We start from the raw sequence: 15220 nt of genomic DNA, 5'->3' as shown, positions 1-15220 counted from the left end.
CAACACATCGCAAGCGAATAGCCTATAATTCAAAAAATGCCGTTACAGGACCATCACTTGGCATGGTCGGCGTATTCTGCAATGATAGCTTGCGGAGAGAGAGTAAGAAGGCAGCAAGTGGAATGGGGATAGACCACATTACGCGCCGGGCAATCGTGTTGGGTGGACTTGCAACTATAGTTTCTGGATGTGGCGCTCCGGAAGACTGGACGATAAGGTCCGTCTTCGCTGGTGATCCCGATCAAAATCCGCGCTATCGCAAACAGGAGGTAGCTTACTACGGGTGGGAAGCGCCAGGTACCGTCATAGTTAACACCGGGGAACGATTTCTCTACTACGTAGAGTCCGGCGGACGGGCGACACGCTATGGTATCGCCGTCGGTCAGGAGGGTCTAAGCTTTAAGGGCGAAGCAATCATCGGGCGGAAAGCGGAGTGGCCCTCTTGGAGGCCGACCGAGGACATGATGCTGCGCAAGCCGCGACTGGCGCAATATGCCAATGGCGTTCCCGGTGGACCGCTTAATCCGCTTGGCGCTGCAGCGCTATATCTTTATCAAGGCGGGCAAGACACCCTGTTCCGTGTGCACGGGACGAATGAGCCCTGGTCGATCGGTCAGGCTGTTTCAAATGGTTGTATACGGATGACCAACGCAAACATCGTTGATCTCTTCAATCGCGTCCCGGTGGGTACTCGGGTAGTGGTGATTTGACGACGTTAACCATTTGAACTGAAGGGTTGGCTATTCGCATTTCGAACTGCTAAAGTAGCGAAGTTGCAGATTGTGTTCTTTATGCACTAGTCAGGAACCGGTTTGCCGCTAAACTTAGATTCGTTTCTATCGATAGCCACTCCAGACTAGCAGAGGACTTCTTGATGAGCAGAATCATAGTCGTGATCTTTGCAGTGCTTGCTGTTGCCAATCTGAGTGCTTGCGGGACCATAGGCAAGGGAAAAGGTAAGGCGCCGCCGCCCGCTGCGGCTGTCTATAAGTAAATACGATTCAAGTAGGGGAGGGCTAGCATAGTCCTTCCCTCTTCTTAAATCCGTCAGGCTTGCTCGTCGGTTTTCGATGCTCGACGTTCAAGAGTGGTTGGCAATTTCCGACCTGCGTGGCAGGGCAAGCAATGGGGCGTATTGATGCTCTTTGGAAATGGTCGCTCGGGGCTGGCGATTCTGATGGTAGGTGTGCTGGTCTCTTGCCAATCAACAGATAAGCCTCAACAACCGCGCTTTACGTCCGTCAGTAAGAACGCTCCCACAACGACAACCAATAAGGTTGTCGGGAATCAGTATTTCATCGAATTTCGCTCGAGATATGCGTTGAGTTACGGCCACACTTATGTGGTTTTCGGCAAGTTGGACCAGAGCGGCAACATGATCAATCCAGAGGTGGCAGGACTTGCCCCGGCTTCTCACAGTCCGGCTGACTATGTGCTTGGCCATTTCGTGCCCGTCCCGGCTTCGACCGGTTGGACCGATGGGGATCTTGAAGAGCAATATCGATCCGCAAGTTGGCGTGTGCTGCTTAGCCCGGTGGAATACAGCAATGTCGTCGCCTACATTCGCAAACTACAGGCTACGTCCAAAACCTGGGAGGCGACCGTCAATAATTGCAACGCTTGGACCGGGCAAATCGCTCGCCACATGGGATACAAAACTCCCGGCATCTGGCTCAGACCACAACAGTACATTACTCAGCTCAGAGAAATGAATACGGGCTGAGCGCGTCGGCGTCTTGCCTAGGTTGCGTGTGCTGGGTAAGCTTGCCTCCTGTTTGTTCGTTGGCGTATGGGCGATTGGGCTGTTTCCCCGACACGTTTTCTGCGATCAGCGGCCCGCAACGAAGTGGGTGATCCCTGTGAGCCTTTCGCTGATTACGCTTGGTAAGACGATTTGGGTACTGGGAATCATCGCTTGGTACTTCGTCCGCCGGCCGGCCGCGAGGCGCGCCAAGCGCAATGCGGTAGTCAACAATAGACGGTCGGCGCGGGACGGCTTGGGTCTTGTCGCCGCCATCATCGGTCTTGCCGTCGTTCCAGGCATATATGTCTTTTCGGGATTTCCAGCTCGCTTTGACTATCCATTGGCCGGCTGGGCCCTTGCGCTGGGCACGATCGTCTACGCGGCTGCGATATGGATTTTCCGCCGAACGCATAAGGAACTTGGCAGAAACTGGTCGATTTCGCTGGAGATCCGCGAGGAGCACAAGCTGATCTCGACTGGCCCATACAGCGTCATACGCCACCCCATGTACACGTCGTTCCTGCTGATGGCGCTCGGCCAAGCATGCTTGCTGGCAAATTGGTTTGTCGGGGTGGCGGGGCTGATCGGTTTCGCATTCCTGTTCTTCCTGAGAGTGCAAAGAGAAGAGAAGATGATGATCGAATTCTTCGGCCCGCAATATCGCGATTACATGGACAAGACCAAGCGCATCATCCCCTATATCTATTGAGGGAACTTCATGCGGGGCAAACCAATCAAGCTTTCGGCGGCTAGGCGTCTTGTCGGAGACCTGATGCGATTCTCGATTCACGTGCCGAGGGTGACCGTGCAGCGGCAAATGAATCTTGCCCCATTGCTGGCAGCACGACAAGCTCGGCCCGAGCGTCCCTCGTGGACGGCGCTATTCATAAAAGGCTATGGGCTTCTTGCCCTTGAGGTTCCGGAATTCCGCCGCGCCTATGTGAAGCTGCCCCGGCCTCAGTTCTACGAATATCCCGAAAGTGTGGCGTCGGTGGCCCACGAGCGCGAATACGAGGGTGAGCGTATCGTCCTTTTGTGTCCCATCCGGCACCCCGAACGCAAGTCCATCGCCGAGCTCGATGCATTGATCCGGGACGCCCGTACGCGACCAGTCGCGCAAATCAAGCAATTCCGCCGCAGCCTGAAGTTCGCTCGGCTTCCGGCGCCGCTTCGCTGGTTTCTTATGTGGATCGGGCTGAATCTCGGTCGGCAGCGGCCGCGCTTTTTCGGCACTTTTCAATTTTCAGTCTATTCAGGGCTGGGAGCGGAATCATTAAATCCCCTGACGCCGTTGACCACCTTACTCAATTATGGGCCGATCAGCGAGGACGCAACCGTCACTGTCCGCATCCTGTACGATCACCGGGTCATGGATGGCGCGATCGTCGCAAGGGCTTTGCAACGCTTCGAGGCGATCCTCAATGGGGAGATCGCTAACGAAGTAAGCGCACCTGCTCACGAAGCGGATGTGGCAACGATCCCTCGCGGGAATAACCAATGAAAGTGGATAAAAATCCCCATCCAAGCGTCGTTGTCACTGGCGCCTCGCGAGGTATCGGTCGCGCGATAGCGAAGATCGCAGCGGGCGAAGGCGCCACCATCGTTCTCCTTGCACGCTCTGTCGAAGGATTGGCGGCGGCAGCGGCGGACGTGCGAGCAGCCGGTGGCCACGCTGTCACACTCGAGCTGGACCTAGCCGCACCTGGGGCATCCCAGCGGCTGGAAATGTTTCTTGATGAGAGTGGTTTGTTTTGTGATGTGCTCGTCAATAACGCTGGCTACGGCTTGCGTGGTGCGGCGACGATCATCCCGAGGTCCGACCAGTTGGGCATCGTGGATCTCAATATTCGCGCATTGACAGATCTGACCCTGCGATTTTTGCCTGCGATGGCGGCAAGAGGGAGGGGTGGAGTGATCAACCTGGGTTCTGTCGCCGGCTTTTTGCCGGGTCCCAACATGGCGCTTTATTATGCCAGTAAGAGCTTCGTGCGTTCCTTTTCAACATCACTGAATGAAGAGCTTCGCGGAACGGGCGTCACTGTGACTTGCGTTACCCCAGGGCCTGTGGCGACTGAGTTTCTCCGTAACTCGGGTGCAGCCCGCGCAGCCTTGTTCAAGATTTTGCCTAAGGTCAGGGCGGAATACGTCGCGAAAAAGGCATGGCAGGGATTTAGGGCCGGCCGCGGGTTCGTCGTTCCCGGGTTTTCGGCAAAGGTGACAATAGCATTCGCCACAATTTTGCCGAGCACTATATTGTTGCCGCTGGTCAGTCGACTGCAACGGCGTACGAGCGACCTTTGCCCCTGCGGCTCTGGTAAAACTTTTAGACAGTGTCGTGCGTCGGGACATCAGGCAAAGCGCAACGTTGCAGAGTAACTTTCTGCGGTCATATCGCGAAGAGAGCTGGTGCATAGGTCGCTGAAAGAACGGACTTCCGTGCTTGAGGAGGAGTCGCCCAGACCGCGCCAACGGATTTGAGAAACTCTTGGCCGAAGGCCACCTGCCACCGACGCTGACCCTTGATCCCACCTGCTTCTGCCGGTTCTTCCCTATCGTGACGTCGCAGACGTCATCGATCGCATCAACGCCCCACCTCCGGCGGCGCGACCATAAACGATTGCATGAGCCACGCCACGGCGGAAGCCTGCGCTTCGGCGGCGTCGGTCATTCCGGCATGGACGCATATCATGGCAAATTCGGTTTCCTCGTCTTCTCGCATCCGCGCGCCGTCTGTCACCGCGCCGTCTGTCACCAAAGTAAGATGGCGGAGCATATGATGCGGCCGCCCTTCGCCGAGGCGATGCGCGGCTTTCTTGCCCAAGCGATCTGCAAGCAAAGCGCGCCTCATCAAGCCTGGCGTCCGATCGCCAGTGCGAAAGGACGGCCTTCGACCTAAGGCGCGTCCTTCTGCATCCACCAGGAGATGTGGCGCTAAAGGCTATTTGCGAGAAGGCAGAATTCCTCGACCGACAGGGTCTCCGCCCGGCGCGCCGGATCGATCCCGGCCTTGACGAGCAGGCTCTCGCCGCCGAGCGGTTTCAGGCTCTGGCGCAGCATCTTGCGGCGCTGGCCGAAGGCCGCCTGCGTTACCTTTTCCAGATTGCCGACAGCGCAGGGGATCGGGTTTTCCCGAGGTGTCAGATGCACCACCGTCGACGTCACCTTCGGCGGCGGCGTGAAGGCCTGCGGCGGCACGTCGAAGGCCATCCGTGCCTCCGTCCGCCAGCCGCAGAGCACGCCGAGACGGCCATAATGGTCGTCGTCTTCACCGGCAACGATACGCTCGCCGACTTCCTTCTGGAACATCAGCGTCAGCGACCGCCAGAATGGCGGCCAGGCTTTCGGCAGCAGCCAGTTAACCAAAAGCTGTGTGCCGACATTGTAGGGCAGGTTGGCAATGATCTTGACCGGCCCATCAGGCGCCAGCGCCTCGAAATCCGTCTTCAGCGCATCGCCTTCGATCACCTCCAGCCGGCCGGGATAATGATCGACGATTTCGGCGAGCGCCGGCAGGCAGCGGGCATCCCGCTCGACGGCGATGACCTTCCGGGCGCCGAGCGCCAGGATTGCCCGCGTCAGCCCGCCGGGGCCGGGGCCGACCTCGAAGATCGTCGCATCTTCAAGCGGACCGGCCGTACGGGCGATCTTCTGCGTCAGGTTGAGGTCGAGCAGGAAGTTCTGCCCGAGCGCCTTGCGCGCATCAAGGCCGTGACGCTGGATGACGTCGCGAAGCGGCGGCAGGCCATCGAGTGCTGCCATCAGCGACGGCTTTCCTGAATGCGGCCGAGCTGGGCTGCAAGCTTCAGCGCCGCAACCAGGCTCTGCTCGCGCGCCAGCCCTTTGCCGGCAATGCCGAACGCGGTGCCGTGATCGGGCGAGGTGCGCACGAAAGGAAGCCCGAGCGTCACATTGACGCTGTCGTCGAAACCGAGTGCCTTGGCCGGGATCAGCGCCTGGTCGTGATACATGCAGACGGCGACGTCGTACCGCGCCCGCGCCTCGTCATGGAACATGGTGTCGGCGGGCAGGGGGCCGATCGCATCGATGCCCTCGTCGCGCAGGCGCTCGATCGCCGGGCGGATGATATCCTCGTCCTCTCTGCCGATCGTTCCGTCTTCGCCCGCATGCGGGTTGAGGCCGGCGACGGCCAGCCGCGGTGCTGCGATGCCGAAGCGCTGCCTCAGATCTTCATGGGCGATCCGGCAGGTTTCCATGATCAGTTCGCCGGTCAGCGCCTGCGGCACGTCCCGGACCGGGATGTGGATGGTGACCGGAATGGCCCTGAGCTTCGGTCCCGAAAGCATCATCACAGGCGTCACCGGCCGGCCGGTCGCTCTCGTGGCGAGATCGGCGAGAAATTCGGTATGGCCGGGAAACCGGAAACCTGCTTCGTAGAGTACCGACTTGGCGATCGGATTGGTGACGACCGCCGTCGCCTCGCCGCCGATGACGAGCGACACGGCTTTCTCGATCGCCGCGATCGTGCCTTTCGCCGTTGCAACATGTGGCTCGCCGGCAACCACTTCGATACCGGCAGACACCGGCATGACGGGCAGCGCATCGGCAAACATGCCGGCGGCCTCGCTTGCTTTATCGGTCTCGCGGATCGAAACCGCCAGGTTGAGCTGGCGCGCTCTCAACGCCAATACGCCGGGATCGCCGATCAGGAAGAAAGGCGGCAGCCCGAGTTCGCGCCGCCGCAGCCAGGCCATCAGCGTAATATCCGGCCCGATGCCGGCGGGGTCGCCCTGGCTCAGCGCAAGCGGTCGCGAAAACGGTATCGTCATCGCAGATCAACGATAGGCGATCTGCGCCTTCTTGCGCAGTTCATCCAGGTACTTCTTGCTGTTTTCGTTTTCCGGGCTGGCGTCCTTGCTGTCCTTGGACTTGCCGAGATCTTCCTGGCGGAAGACCATTTCGGCCGCCTGGTCGTCGGAAACCTGGCGCTGGCTGCAGATTGCCAGATATTCGACGCCCTTGTCGGTGACGCGGGTCCCTGTCGTATTGCCTTTGGCCTGTTCGACCAGCGGCTTCCAATCCGGCGGGATCTCGGGGGCGAGCATGCGGCCGAGATCGCGCACGGAAACGTCGCGCATCGTCGCGGCAAAGACCTTTGACTGATCGCAGCCCGGAAACTTCGAGCGCGATGCCTCCGCTTCGCCCTTGCGCTTGCCGGCGATGGCGTTGCGCTTGGCTTGCGGAATGACGAAGATGATCTGCTGCAGCATATATTCGGTCGTCACCGGCTTCTGCTTGTTGTTCTGCATCATGCGCGAGACGAGGTCATAGTTCGACAGCCGCGAGGTCGAACCGTAGCGCGCGTTGACCACGCGCGGCCAGCTCATCTGCACGGCGATGAAACCTTTGAAATGGTCGACCCCGACGCCGGCACGATCGAGGATCTGCGACATCTGCTCGACGGAAAGCTTGTTGCCGGCCGAAAAGCGCGCGAAAGACGCATCGACGTCCTGCTGCGAAACCGACATATGAACGCGGGCGACCTCCTGCCGCTTGAGCGACTCGTCGATCAATTGCTCCTCGGCAGCCTTGGCGTCGGCCTTGGTATGCTGCAGCCGCAGGAAGGCTTGGCGCTTGGCGACATCGCCGCTGGTGATGGCCGTGCCGTTCACCACGGCCTTGACCTCGCTTGCCGCAAGCGCTGGAGCGGCAACACCCGTCAGCAAGGCAAACGTAGCCCCGGCGAGGAACGTGGTTATGGCTTTTTTCGCGTCAATCATCCGTTGACCTCCCGATAGCGTCGCGAGCCGTTGTTCGCGGCGTTTTTATCACAGTGCGAGACACGCGGACATCGCTTCCGTCACGGCGCGAAACCCCTATGCCTCAGATATCGACTGGCGGCAATGTCCTGCACAGGCTTACGGCGAAAGAATGGCTTCAGGCCATGTTCGCGCCGCCCGCCCGTCATTCCAGGGTGTTTGTGCCGATCTTGATATCGCCGAGCGTGCGGAAGGTCAGCCGTGCGCCGATCGTCCAGTCACTTGCCGTTTCGTCGTTGGAGTCCCTTGTATCCGTGTAGGCGATCGTGAAGATCGTGCATTCGTCCTCATAGGTGAGACCGAGCGTCTTGCGGCTGAGTACGTCATTGTTCAGGTCCCAGGCGATGCCGCCGAAGATCGACCAATAATCCTTGAACTTGATTTTACTGTTGGTCTGGATCTCGTCGTTGTCCTCGGCAAAGCCATATGCCGGCTGGGCGCTGAGATGGGTGTAGGTCACCTGCGTCTGGAAGGTGTCGTTCTGGTAGGCCGTCGTCAGGTCGCCGCGGCGGAACTCGAAATCCTTCTCGTCGAGACGATAGGAGGCCGTCACCGAAACGCCGTAGGGCGTCTCGACGCCGCCGAGGCCGACATAATCGGAGCGCGTGGTTTCAAGGCCGGAATCGGCGCCGACATTGACGAGGTCGTCGGTCGCAAACGAGTTCTGGCCGGCAATCTGATAGGATTGGCCGAAGATGCCGTGCAGCTTGTAGCCGCTGTCGAACGTGCCGGTATACTGGACGCCGAGATTGGCGCGGGTGCCGCCTTCGACGCGGTCGTAGCCCGAAAATTTATCGCGGTCGAACAGCGACGTGGCATCGAAGACGAAGCTCTGCGCATCCTCGTTCGGCAGCCGGCCGGCGAGCTGCTCATCGGGACGGGCATAGATCTGCGCGATCGGCTCGAGGATATGGGTGCTGTTCTCGGTCGTCATCAGGATCGGGTAACGCATCTCCAGCCCGGCCGTGAACATCGAACGGGTAGCGGAATTGTCGTCGAGATAATTGCCGCCGTAACCTGTGGGGTCGTTCATATTAAGCGCGAAGGCATCGCCGCGCGCGGCCAGCAGCGGTGTGATCACCAGGCCGGTCGGCGTGACATAGGTGCGCTTCCACTCCAATTCGCCGGTGAGCCGCGAGGTCTGGCCCTTCAAGCCGCGAAAGCGGTCGAAGCCGTCGACGGTATAGAAGTCGTCATGGGTGCGCGAAATATTGGTCAGGTTGACGTCGGCCGAAAGCTCGCCGCCCGCCAGCGGCTGCGGCGCCACATAATGATAGTCGAGCGACGGATAGACGATCGCCTGCTGCTTTTCGGCCGTGTTCGTCCGGTCGGCATCCTGGACGTCGAAATAGAACGCCCGCATGTCGAAATAATTGCGCTTCCCAAGCCCGGTCAGGTAGATCTGGTTGGTGTGATCCGTGCCGGTCAGGTCCCGCAGCTTGTAGGTCTTCGAGAAATTGTTGTCGCTCTGCACCATGACGTCCCAGCCGAACGTCCAGCGCGGATTGATGCGGAATTCAGCCTTGGACGCCACCATGCCACGCCGGCTGGCTTCGGCATCGCTGGTGCCCGAGCTGAAATTGTCCGGCTTTGCCTGGTCGATGCCGGCGACGCGCAGGATATGCGTGCCGTTTTCGAAGCGCTGGCGGAACTCGCCTTCGACGAGGAAGCCCTGGGCGGTGTAGCCGGTGGTGGTGACCGTCGCGTCCATGCTCGGCGAGATCACGTAATAATAAGGAATGGAAAGGCCGAAGCCGAGGTTCTGCGACAGGCTCATCGTCGGGAAGAGAAAGCCCGACTTGCGCTTCACCGTATTGTCGGGAACCTCGATGAACGGCAGGAAGGCGATCGGATAGCCGAGCAGCTCGAAGCGCGCACTTTCCAGACGGATCGTGTGCGTCACGCCGTTCTGGATCACCCGCTTGGCTTTGACCTGCCAGAATGGCGCGCGCTTCGGATCTTCGGCGCAGGGCAGGCAGGCGGTGTAGACGCCCTTGTTGAGAATCATCTTCGTGCCGCCGACGCGCTCGCCGCTTTCGGCGACGATACGCGTATTGTCGGTGGTTTCAATGCGCAGCGAGTTGAGGAAACCGTCGGAAAAATTGTCGGTCACGTCAAGGTTGTCGGCATAGATGCGGTTGCCGTCCGGGCTGACCATCTCGACATTGCCGAGCGCCATCATCCGGCCGGTCTTCTGATTGTACTCGACCTTCTGCGCGACCATTTTATAGCCGCCATAATTGATCTGCACGCCGCCGACCGCCGACACCAGGTCGGCGTCACGGTTATAGACGAGTTCATTGGCCGAAAGCAGAAGCTTGGCCTCTTCAGGAATCTTCTTCGCTATATTTTGTTCGGGTGCGCTGGCCTGGCCGTAGGAGGCCGGAGCGCTGCCGAAATAGGAACATGAAGCCGCGCTGACAAGCAGGGCAACCAACTGTTTACTAAAATACTTGCGGTCGCCTGCCGCCACTAGCCGTCCTCCTGATGAAGCAGAATAGTCGCACCCAAGGCCAGCGCGACGACCACCGGTATCCACGTCGCCACGAAGGGAGGCACGACTCCACTGCTTCCGAATGCCTTTACAAGCACGGTGATGACATAAAGCACGAAGCCCGAAAGGATGCCACCCAGAATCACGGAGCGGGATTGGTTGAACCGGCTAAATTTTAGGGACACTGTTGCAGCAATGAAAGTCATCGCCACCAGCAGCAATGGCTGGGACAACAGCGAGTTGAATTGAGTCTCCAGCGCCTTGGTCGAGATGCCGAAGGATTTGGCCGCGGCAATGCGGTTGGAAAGGTCAAAGAAACCAATTGTTTCCGGCGCCGTCAGCCGCTCCTGGACGAAGTCCTGTTTCAGATTGGTGCGAAGTTGAACCGAAGCTTTACGCACGGGGATTTCGCCAGGCTTGCGCTCGACAACGTTGTTAAGTTGCCAGTAACCATCTTCCAATTTCGCCGTCGCAGCATCCTGTCTCAGAATGACCTGACCGCTTGAATCGAAATGGATCAGCACGGCGTCGATCAGCTTGGTTCCGTTCTCCTGAACCGTGTGGGCGCCGATGATGACATCGTCGCGGCCGCTGATCTGGCGCAGCCACGGAATCTGCGGCGCCTTGCGCAGAACCGCGTTCTCGCCGCGCCAATCGGATTCGACCAGCAGCGCCTGGCGCTGGCCCCAGGCGGCAAGCGGGTTGAGCGCCGTCATCGTCAGTATGCCGAGCAGCAGCGAGCCGGCGATGAAGGGAGACATGAACTGCCAGACCGAAATGCCGGCTGCGCGCGTGACGACAAGCTCATATTTGCGGTTGAGCCCGATCAGCACCGTCATGCCGACGAACAGCGCGATGAAGGGCACTGTCTGCTGCAGGATGAGCGGCAGGCGCACGGCGGTCATCAGGATGCCGCCGCCGATCGTATAGCCGGGGAGGCCGGACATTCGGCCCGCCGTCTCGCTGAAATCGAGAAGGAAGGAAATCGCCGAGACGCCGATCAGGAACCAGCCCATCGTCACCAGGTAGCGGCGAAAGAAATAACGCGACAATGTCCCGAACATCATTGGGCGGCATCCCTGCCGGTCCTGCCGGTAGCTGCAAGCAGCCTTTCCTGCATCCGTCTCCAGAAAGACGACATCCGGTCGCGAACGAACGAAGGCATGGCCAGTCGTTTGTGAAGGCCGAGGAAGACGATCGAGACGATGCTGCTGACGATCGGTATGGCATAGAGAACGACGATATATTCAGGGTCGGTGTCGATCTGATTGGCCGCGTAGAAGGCCGCCCACCTGAGCGCGAAGGCATAGGCGAGCGCGCTCACCATCGGATGCAGCCGCGCTTCGCGGTGCGAGCGCGCATCGCCGGCGATCGCCAGCGAAAACAGCGCGAAGACCACGGGCAGGATCCAGTCCGTCAGCCGGCGATGCAGTTCGGCGCGGTAGCTCTGCGGCCGGATCGTATAGTCCTTGTCGGCCGGATCCGGATTGATCAGGAACCACAGGTCACGGTCGCTGGCGCGCAGCGTCGCCTGGCCGCGATTCTCGGTCATGTCGGAGAGGTCGAAGGAGTAGGAATCGAAATTGATCACCGAGACGTTGCCGTCCGGCGTTTTGCGGTGCACTTCGCCCTCATGCATGATCAGCGTCGTGCCCGTATCGTCGACGGCGCCTTCCTTCGCATAATAGATCAGCTCATAGGCCGGGTCGCGCTCGTCGGCGACGAAAAGGCCCTTCAGCATACGGCCGGCCATCCGCTTCGAGATCTGCACATAAAGGCCTTCATCCAGCTTGCGGAAGGTCTTCTCTTCGATCACCGAAGAGAGCAGGTCGGCATAGGTCTCGGCGATCATCTGGCGCACGACGGTCTTTGCGCGCGGCTCGACGACGTTGTCGACGAAGAAGGAAAACACGCTGACGACGGCGGCAAGCAGCAGGATCGGGCGGATCAGCACGCTGCGCCGCGCTCCCGCCGCGTCGATGACGGTGAGTTCGGAATCGTTGTTCATCGTCGTCAGCGTCTGGGTGATCGCGATAACGAGGGCAAAGGGCAGTACGACGGGAATGATCGACGGCAGGATCATCGTCGCGAGCTTGGCGAACGAGCCGATCGACTGGCCGCTGTCGGTGACCAGGTTGATGCGCTGCAGAACCTGTGTCGTCCAAATGATCGCCAGAACGGGCAGGAGCGCCACGAGAAACATCTGGCCGACGCGCCGCAATATGTATGTCTCGAGTAGTTTCATGCCTGCCCTTGAAAGCACCTGCACGCCCAAACGGCTTTGCAGGAGAATCCCTCTACGCTCTTTGTCGCGCTTTTGCGACAAGCTGGTGTCAAAAATTCATTCAAATTTCAGAATTTTTTCGATGCTGTTGCGACTCAGTTAACGCCAGCAACGCGGCGAAGACGACAAGCGACGAAAGCCATCCGAGAACGACGTCGGAAAGGTAATGCGCGCCGAAGGATAGCCGCATCGCCGGCGTCAGGATCGAGATCGCCGCCACGGGGGCTGCCACTGCATAGCGAAGGGATTTCGGAACGAACAGAAGAAGGCAGAAGAGCCAGCCGGCGCCCGCTGCCTCGCCTGAGATGAAGGAGCAGTTCGAAACGCATTTTCCGGCAAGCGAACCTGCCTCGACGAAATGCAGCGCACCGCCGAAAATATCCGTCTGGATCGGCCGCGGCCGGCCCCAATGTTCCTTCAGGATAACATTGACGAGCAGCACCGGCCCGATCAGCAGCGTTCCGAGCGAGACCTTCAGCTTGTTTGCTCGTTCCGCGTTGAAGGTCGCGCCATGCTGCTGGTAACATTCGATGAGTTTCCACGCCATGACGATTGCCACGACATAGGGCAGCCGGAAGAAGATGGTGCGCAGCAGGTCGAAATTTCCGGAATCGCGATAGGGAAAGCCGCCGCAGATGCTTCCGGGGGCCGCCGTCGCGTCGCAATCCGTGGCCAGGAAAAAAAGCTGGGAAAAATAGATGTCTATCGCGGGAAAGGCGCGAAAGACGGCAAGCAGCACCCACCACGTCCAGAACAGCAGCATGAATGCGCCGAAAGTCGTTTTCGGCAGGCGGATTGCCAGGCTCCGCCATGGATTTTTCGGGAAAACTGTCAACGCGAATATCTACGAAACTGACGAAAACATGAGGGCCGTGATGGCCGCGGGCGACCATAACAATTGTCGCCAGCCATTGACAGACCCGCCAAACGCGAAATTATCCGCCAGGGACGGATTTCGAGAATCCCAGCGGAGAAGACATGTCAGCAAAGTTCGAAATTTCATTCTCAAAGTCGGCAAAGCTCAGTGGCGGCCTGGCGATCTTGTTGAAGACCGCAGACGCCGACAGCCCTGCGGGCGCCGACACGGTCGATCCGGCCGGCGTGATCGCCAAGGCTGCCAGGATCGCCCGGTTCTCCGCGAAATCCATGAGTGCGCTCGATATTGTCGCCCCGGAAGGCGCCTCCGTCGAGCGCATTGTCGTCATCGGGCTCGGCAAGGCCGCCGGCCTCACGCCCCATGATTGGCTGAAGGCCGGCGGCGCTGCGGCGGCGAAAATCAAGAATACGGACAAGGCCGCCATCTTCATCGACGTGCCCGGCCTCGAGACGAGCGCGCGGGCAGCCGCCGATTTCGCCCTCGGCCTGCTGCTGCGCGCCTATAGCTTCGATACCTATAAGACGAAGAAGGGCGACGACGAGGAGAAGCCGGCGAAGTTAGTCAAGGTGACGATCGTCACCGCCGATCCCGCCGGCGCCAAGAAGGCGTTTGCCGATTCCGAAGCGGTCGCCGGCGGCGTCAATCTTGCCCGCGACCTCGTCAACGAACCGCCGAACGTGCTCGGGCCTGTCGAGTTCGCCGCCAAGGCGAAGGAACTGGAAAAGCTCGGCGTCGAGGTGGAGGTCCTGACCGAGAAGGAGATGCGCCGTCTCGGCATGGGCGCCCTTCTCGGCGTTGCCCAGGGTTCCGTGCGTCCGCCGCGCCTGGCGGTCATGCAGTGGAAGGGCGGCAAGGCCAAGGATCGACCCATCGCCTTTATCGGCAAGGGCGTCGTTTTCGATACCGGCGGCATTTCGATCAAGCCGGCGGCGGGCATGGAGGACATGAAGGGCGATATGGGGGGTGCGGCAGCCGTCACCGGCCTTATGCATGTGCTCGCCTCCCGCAAGGCCGCCGTCAACGCCGTCGGCATTATCGGCCTGGTCGAGAACATGCCTGATGGCAACGCCCAGCGTCCGGGCGACATCGTCACCTCGATGTCCGGCCAGACGATCGAGGTGATCAATACCGATGCCGAAGGCCGCCTCGTGCTTTGCGATGCGCTCTGGTACTGCAATGATCGTTTCAATCCGCAGTTCATGATCAATCTCGCCACGCTGACCGGCGCAATCGTCGTGGCGCTCGGCAACGTGCATGCCGGCCTGTTCTCCAATGACGACCAGCTTTCCGCCCGGCTGACGGCAGCCGGCCTTTCCACAAACGAGAAGCTCTGGCGCATGCCGCTCGGCAAGGACTACGACAAGCTGATCGACAGCAAGTTCGCCGACATGAAGAATACCGGCGGCCGGCAGGCCGGCTCGATCACCGCGGCGCATTTCCTCAAGCGCTTCGTACAGGATACGCCCTGGGCGCATCTCGATATCGCCGGCACGGCGATGGGCTCGCCGCAGGATGAGATCAACCAGTCCTGGGGTTCCGGTTTCGGCGTGCGCCTGCTCGACGAACTCGTTCGCGCCCATTATGAAGCCTGATGACGGACGTTCTCTTCTATCATCTGACCGAAACCAGGCTGGAAGACGCGCTTCCGCCGCTGATCGACAAAAGCGTCGAGCGCGGCTGGCGCGTTGCCGTCCAGACGCGTGAGCCGGCGCGGCGCGATGCTCTCGACGCGCATCTTTGGACTTTCCGCGAGGAGAGCTTCCTGCCGCACGGCATCGACGAGGGCGATTTCGCCGAAAGCCAGCCGGTGCTTTTGACGGTGACGTCAGGCAATGCCAATGCGGCGACCGTGCGTTTCATCATCGACGGCGCCGAGCCGCCGCCGGTCGAGGCCTATGAGCGCATCGTCTTCATGTTCGACGGTCACGACCAGGAGCAGCTGGAGGCCGCCCGCGCGCAGTGGAAGAAGCTGAAAGGCGAGGGGCACAACCTCACCTATTGGCAGCAGACCCCGGAAGGGCGGTGGGAGAAGAAGGCCTGAATT

15 protein-coding genes and 1 pseudogene are annotated in these 15220 nt (G+C 60.0%); 9 read left to right on the top strand and 7 right to left on the bottom strand.

What is annotated here, in order from left to right; translation table 11 throughout:
• Positions 1 to 122 precede the first annotated feature (122 nt).
• The 7 genes and pseudogenes from GGD57_RS24300 to GGD57_RS24275 form a co-directional block, all read left to right on the top strand.
• Positions 123 to 710, top strand: a complete 588-nt coding sequence (locus GGD57_RS24300) for a L,D-transpeptidase (RefSeq protein ID WP_184472840.1) — start codon at positions 123 to 125, stop codon at positions 708 to 710.
• Between the two features lie 164 nt (positions 711 to 874).
• On the top strand, positions 875 to 994 hold the full coding sequence (locus tag GGD57_RS29315) for an ABC transporter (RefSeq protein WP_246713728.1): 120 nt from the start codon (positions 875 to 877) through the stop codon (positions 992 to 994).
• A gap of 144 nt (positions 995 to 1138) precedes the next feature.
• A complete protein-coding gene (locus GGD57_RS24295; RefSeq protein ID WP_184472839.1) occupies positions 1139 to 1723 on the top strand; it encodes a hypothetical protein in 585 nt (194 codons plus the stop codon).
• Positions 1724 to 1859: 136 nt separating this feature from the next.
• Positions 1860 to 2453, top strand: a complete 594-nt coding sequence (locus tag GGD57_RS24290; RefSeq protein ID WP_348645997.1) for a protein-S-isoprenylcysteine O-methyltransferase — start codon at positions 1860 to 1862, stop codon at positions 2451 to 2453.
• 9 nt (positions 2454 to 2462) lie between these two features.
• Complete coding sequence (locus tag GGD57_RS24285; RefSeq protein WP_184472780.1) at positions 2463 to 3245, top strand: hypothetical protein; 783 nt, start codon at positions 2463 to 2465, stop codon at positions 3243 to 3245.
• Complete coding sequence (locus GGD57_RS24280) at positions 3242 to 4120, top strand: SDR family NAD(P)-dependent oxidoreductase (RefSeq protein WP_184472779.1); 879 nt, start codon at positions 3242 to 3244, stop codon at positions 4118 to 4120. Before GGD57_RS24285 ends, GGD57_RS24280 begins: the two co-directional genes overlap by 4 nt.
• 156 nt (positions 4121 to 4276) lie before the next feature.
• Positions 4277 to 4577: pseudogene (locus GGD57_RS24275) on the top strand (coniferyl aldehyde dehydrogenase); the annotation flags it as partial.
• Between the two features lie 98 nt (positions 4578 to 4675).
• Here GGD57_RS24275 and rsmA read toward each other — a convergent pair.
• From rsmA to GGD57_RS24240, 7 genes are all read right to left on the bottom strand, one after another.
• A complete protein-coding gene (gene rsmA / locus GGD57_RS24270; protein ID WP_184472778.1) occupies positions 4676 to 5503 on the bottom strand; it encodes a 16S rRNA (adenine(1518)-N(6)/adenine(1519)-N(6))-dimethyltransferase RsmA in 828 nt (275 codons plus the stop codon).
• Entirely contained in the window at positions 5503 to 6531 is a 1029-nt protein-coding gene (gene pdxA / locus GGD57_RS24265) for a 4-hydroxythreonine-4-phosphate dehydrogenase PdxA (RefSeq protein ID WP_184472777.1), read from the bottom strand. The genes rsmA and pdxA overlap by 1 nt, the downstream gene beginning before the upstream one ends.
• Before the next feature lie 6 nt (positions 6532 to 6537).
• Positions 6538 to 7482, bottom strand: coding sequence for a peptidylprolyl isomerase (locus GGD57_RS24260; protein WP_184472776.1), 945 nt, complete (start codon positions 7480 to 7482; stop codon positions 6538 to 6540).
• Between the two features lie 184 nt (positions 7483 to 7666).
• Positions 7667 to 9994, bottom strand: coding sequence for an LPS assembly protein LptD (locus GGD57_RS24255; protein ID WP_184472775.1), 2328 nt, complete (start codon positions 9992 to 9994; stop codon positions 7667 to 7669).
• Positions 9994 to 11082, bottom strand: a complete 1089-nt coding sequence (lptG, locus tag GGD57_RS24250) for an LPS export ABC transporter permease LptG (protein ID WP_071090205.1) — start codon at positions 11080 to 11082, stop codon at positions 9994 to 9996. The genes GGD57_RS24255 and lptG overlap by 1 nt, the downstream gene beginning before the upstream one ends.
• Entirely contained in the window at positions 11079 to 12260 is a 1182-nt protein-coding gene (lptF, locus tag GGD57_RS24245; RefSeq protein WP_184472774.1) for an LPS export ABC transporter permease LptF, read from the bottom strand. The genes lptG and lptF overlap by 4 nt, the downstream gene beginning before the upstream one ends.
• A 100-nt stretch (positions 12261 to 12360) precedes the next feature.
• Complete coding sequence (locus GGD57_RS24240; RefSeq protein WP_184472773.1) at positions 12361 to 13134, bottom strand: phosphatase PAP2 family protein; 774 nt, start codon at positions 13132 to 13134, stop codon at positions 12361 to 12363.
• 143 nt (positions 13135 to 13277) lie between these two features.
• Here GGD57_RS24240 and GGD57_RS24235 point away from each other — a divergent pair, with 143 nt between their 5' ends.
• A complete protein-coding gene (locus GGD57_RS24235) occupies positions 13278 to 14768 on the top strand; it encodes a leucyl aminopeptidase (protein WP_184472772.1) in 1491 nt (496 codons plus the stop codon).
• Entirely contained in the window at positions 14768 to 15217 is a 450-nt protein-coding gene (locus GGD57_RS24230; RefSeq protein ID WP_085736772.1) for a DNA polymerase III subunit chi, read from the top strand. Before GGD57_RS24235 ends, GGD57_RS24230 begins: the two co-directional genes overlap by 1 nt.
• The last annotated feature ends 3 nt before the right edge of the window (positions 15218 to 15220 follow it).

The sequence above is a fragment of the Rhizobium esperanzae genome (assembly GCF_014197615.1).
GTDB lineage: Bacteria > Pseudomonadota > Alphaproteobacteria > Rhizobiales > Rhizobiaceae > Rhizobium > Rhizobium esperanzae_A.
The sequence above is the reverse complement of the archived record's forward strand: the minus strand, read 5'-3'. Positions and strand labels throughout refer to the sequence as shown.

Excerpts from the sequence above, each read along its gene's own strand:
- GGD57_RS24300 (WP_184472840.1), top strand. The coding sequence starts at position 123 with ATGGGGATAGACCACATTACGCGCCGGGCAATCGTGTTGGGTGGACTT.
- GGD57_RS29315 (WP_246713728.1), top strand. The coding sequence starts at position 875 with ATGAGCAGAATCATAGTCGTGATCTTTGCAGTGCTTGCTGTTGCCAAT.
- GGD57_RS24295 (WP_184472839.1), top strand. The coding sequence starts at position 1,139 with ATGCTCTTTGGAAATGGTCGCTCGGGGCTGGCGATTCTGATGGTAGGT.
- GGD57_RS24285 (WP_184472780.1), top strand. The coding sequence starts at position 2,463 with ATGCGGGGCAAACCAATCAAGCTTTCGGCGGCTAGGCGTCTTGTCGGA.
- GGD57_RS24280 (WP_184472779.1), top strand. The coding sequence starts at position 3,242 with ATGAAAGTGGATAAAAATCCCCATCCAAGCGTCGTTGTCACTGGCGCC.
- rsmA (WP_184472778.1), bottom strand. The coding sequence starts at position 5,503 with ATGGCAGCACTCGATGGCCTGCCGCCGCTTCGCGACGTCATCCAGCGT.
- pdxA (WP_184472777.1), bottom strand. The coding sequence starts at position 6,531 with ATGACGATACCGTTTTCGCGACCGCTTGCGCTGAGCCAGGGCGACCCC.
- GGD57_RS24260 (WP_184472776.1), bottom strand. The coding sequence starts at position 7,482 with ATGATTGACGCGAAAAAAGCCATAACCACGTTCCTCGCCGGGGCTACG.
- lptG (WP_071090205.1), bottom strand. The coding sequence starts at position 11,082 with ATGATGTTCGGGACATTGTCGCGTTATTTCTTTCGCCGCTACCTGGTG.
- lptF (WP_184472774.1), bottom strand. The coding sequence starts at position 12,260 with ATGAAACTACTCGAGACATACATATTGCGGCGCGTCGGCCAGATGTTT.
- GGD57_RS24235 (WP_184472772.1), top strand. The coding sequence starts at position 13,278 with ATGTCAGCAAAGTTCGAAATTTCATTCTCAAAGTCGGCAAAGCTCAGT.
- GGD57_RS24230 (WP_085736772.1), top strand. The coding sequence starts at position 14,768 with ATGACGGACGTTCTCTTCTATCATCTGACCGAAACCAGGCTGGAAGAC.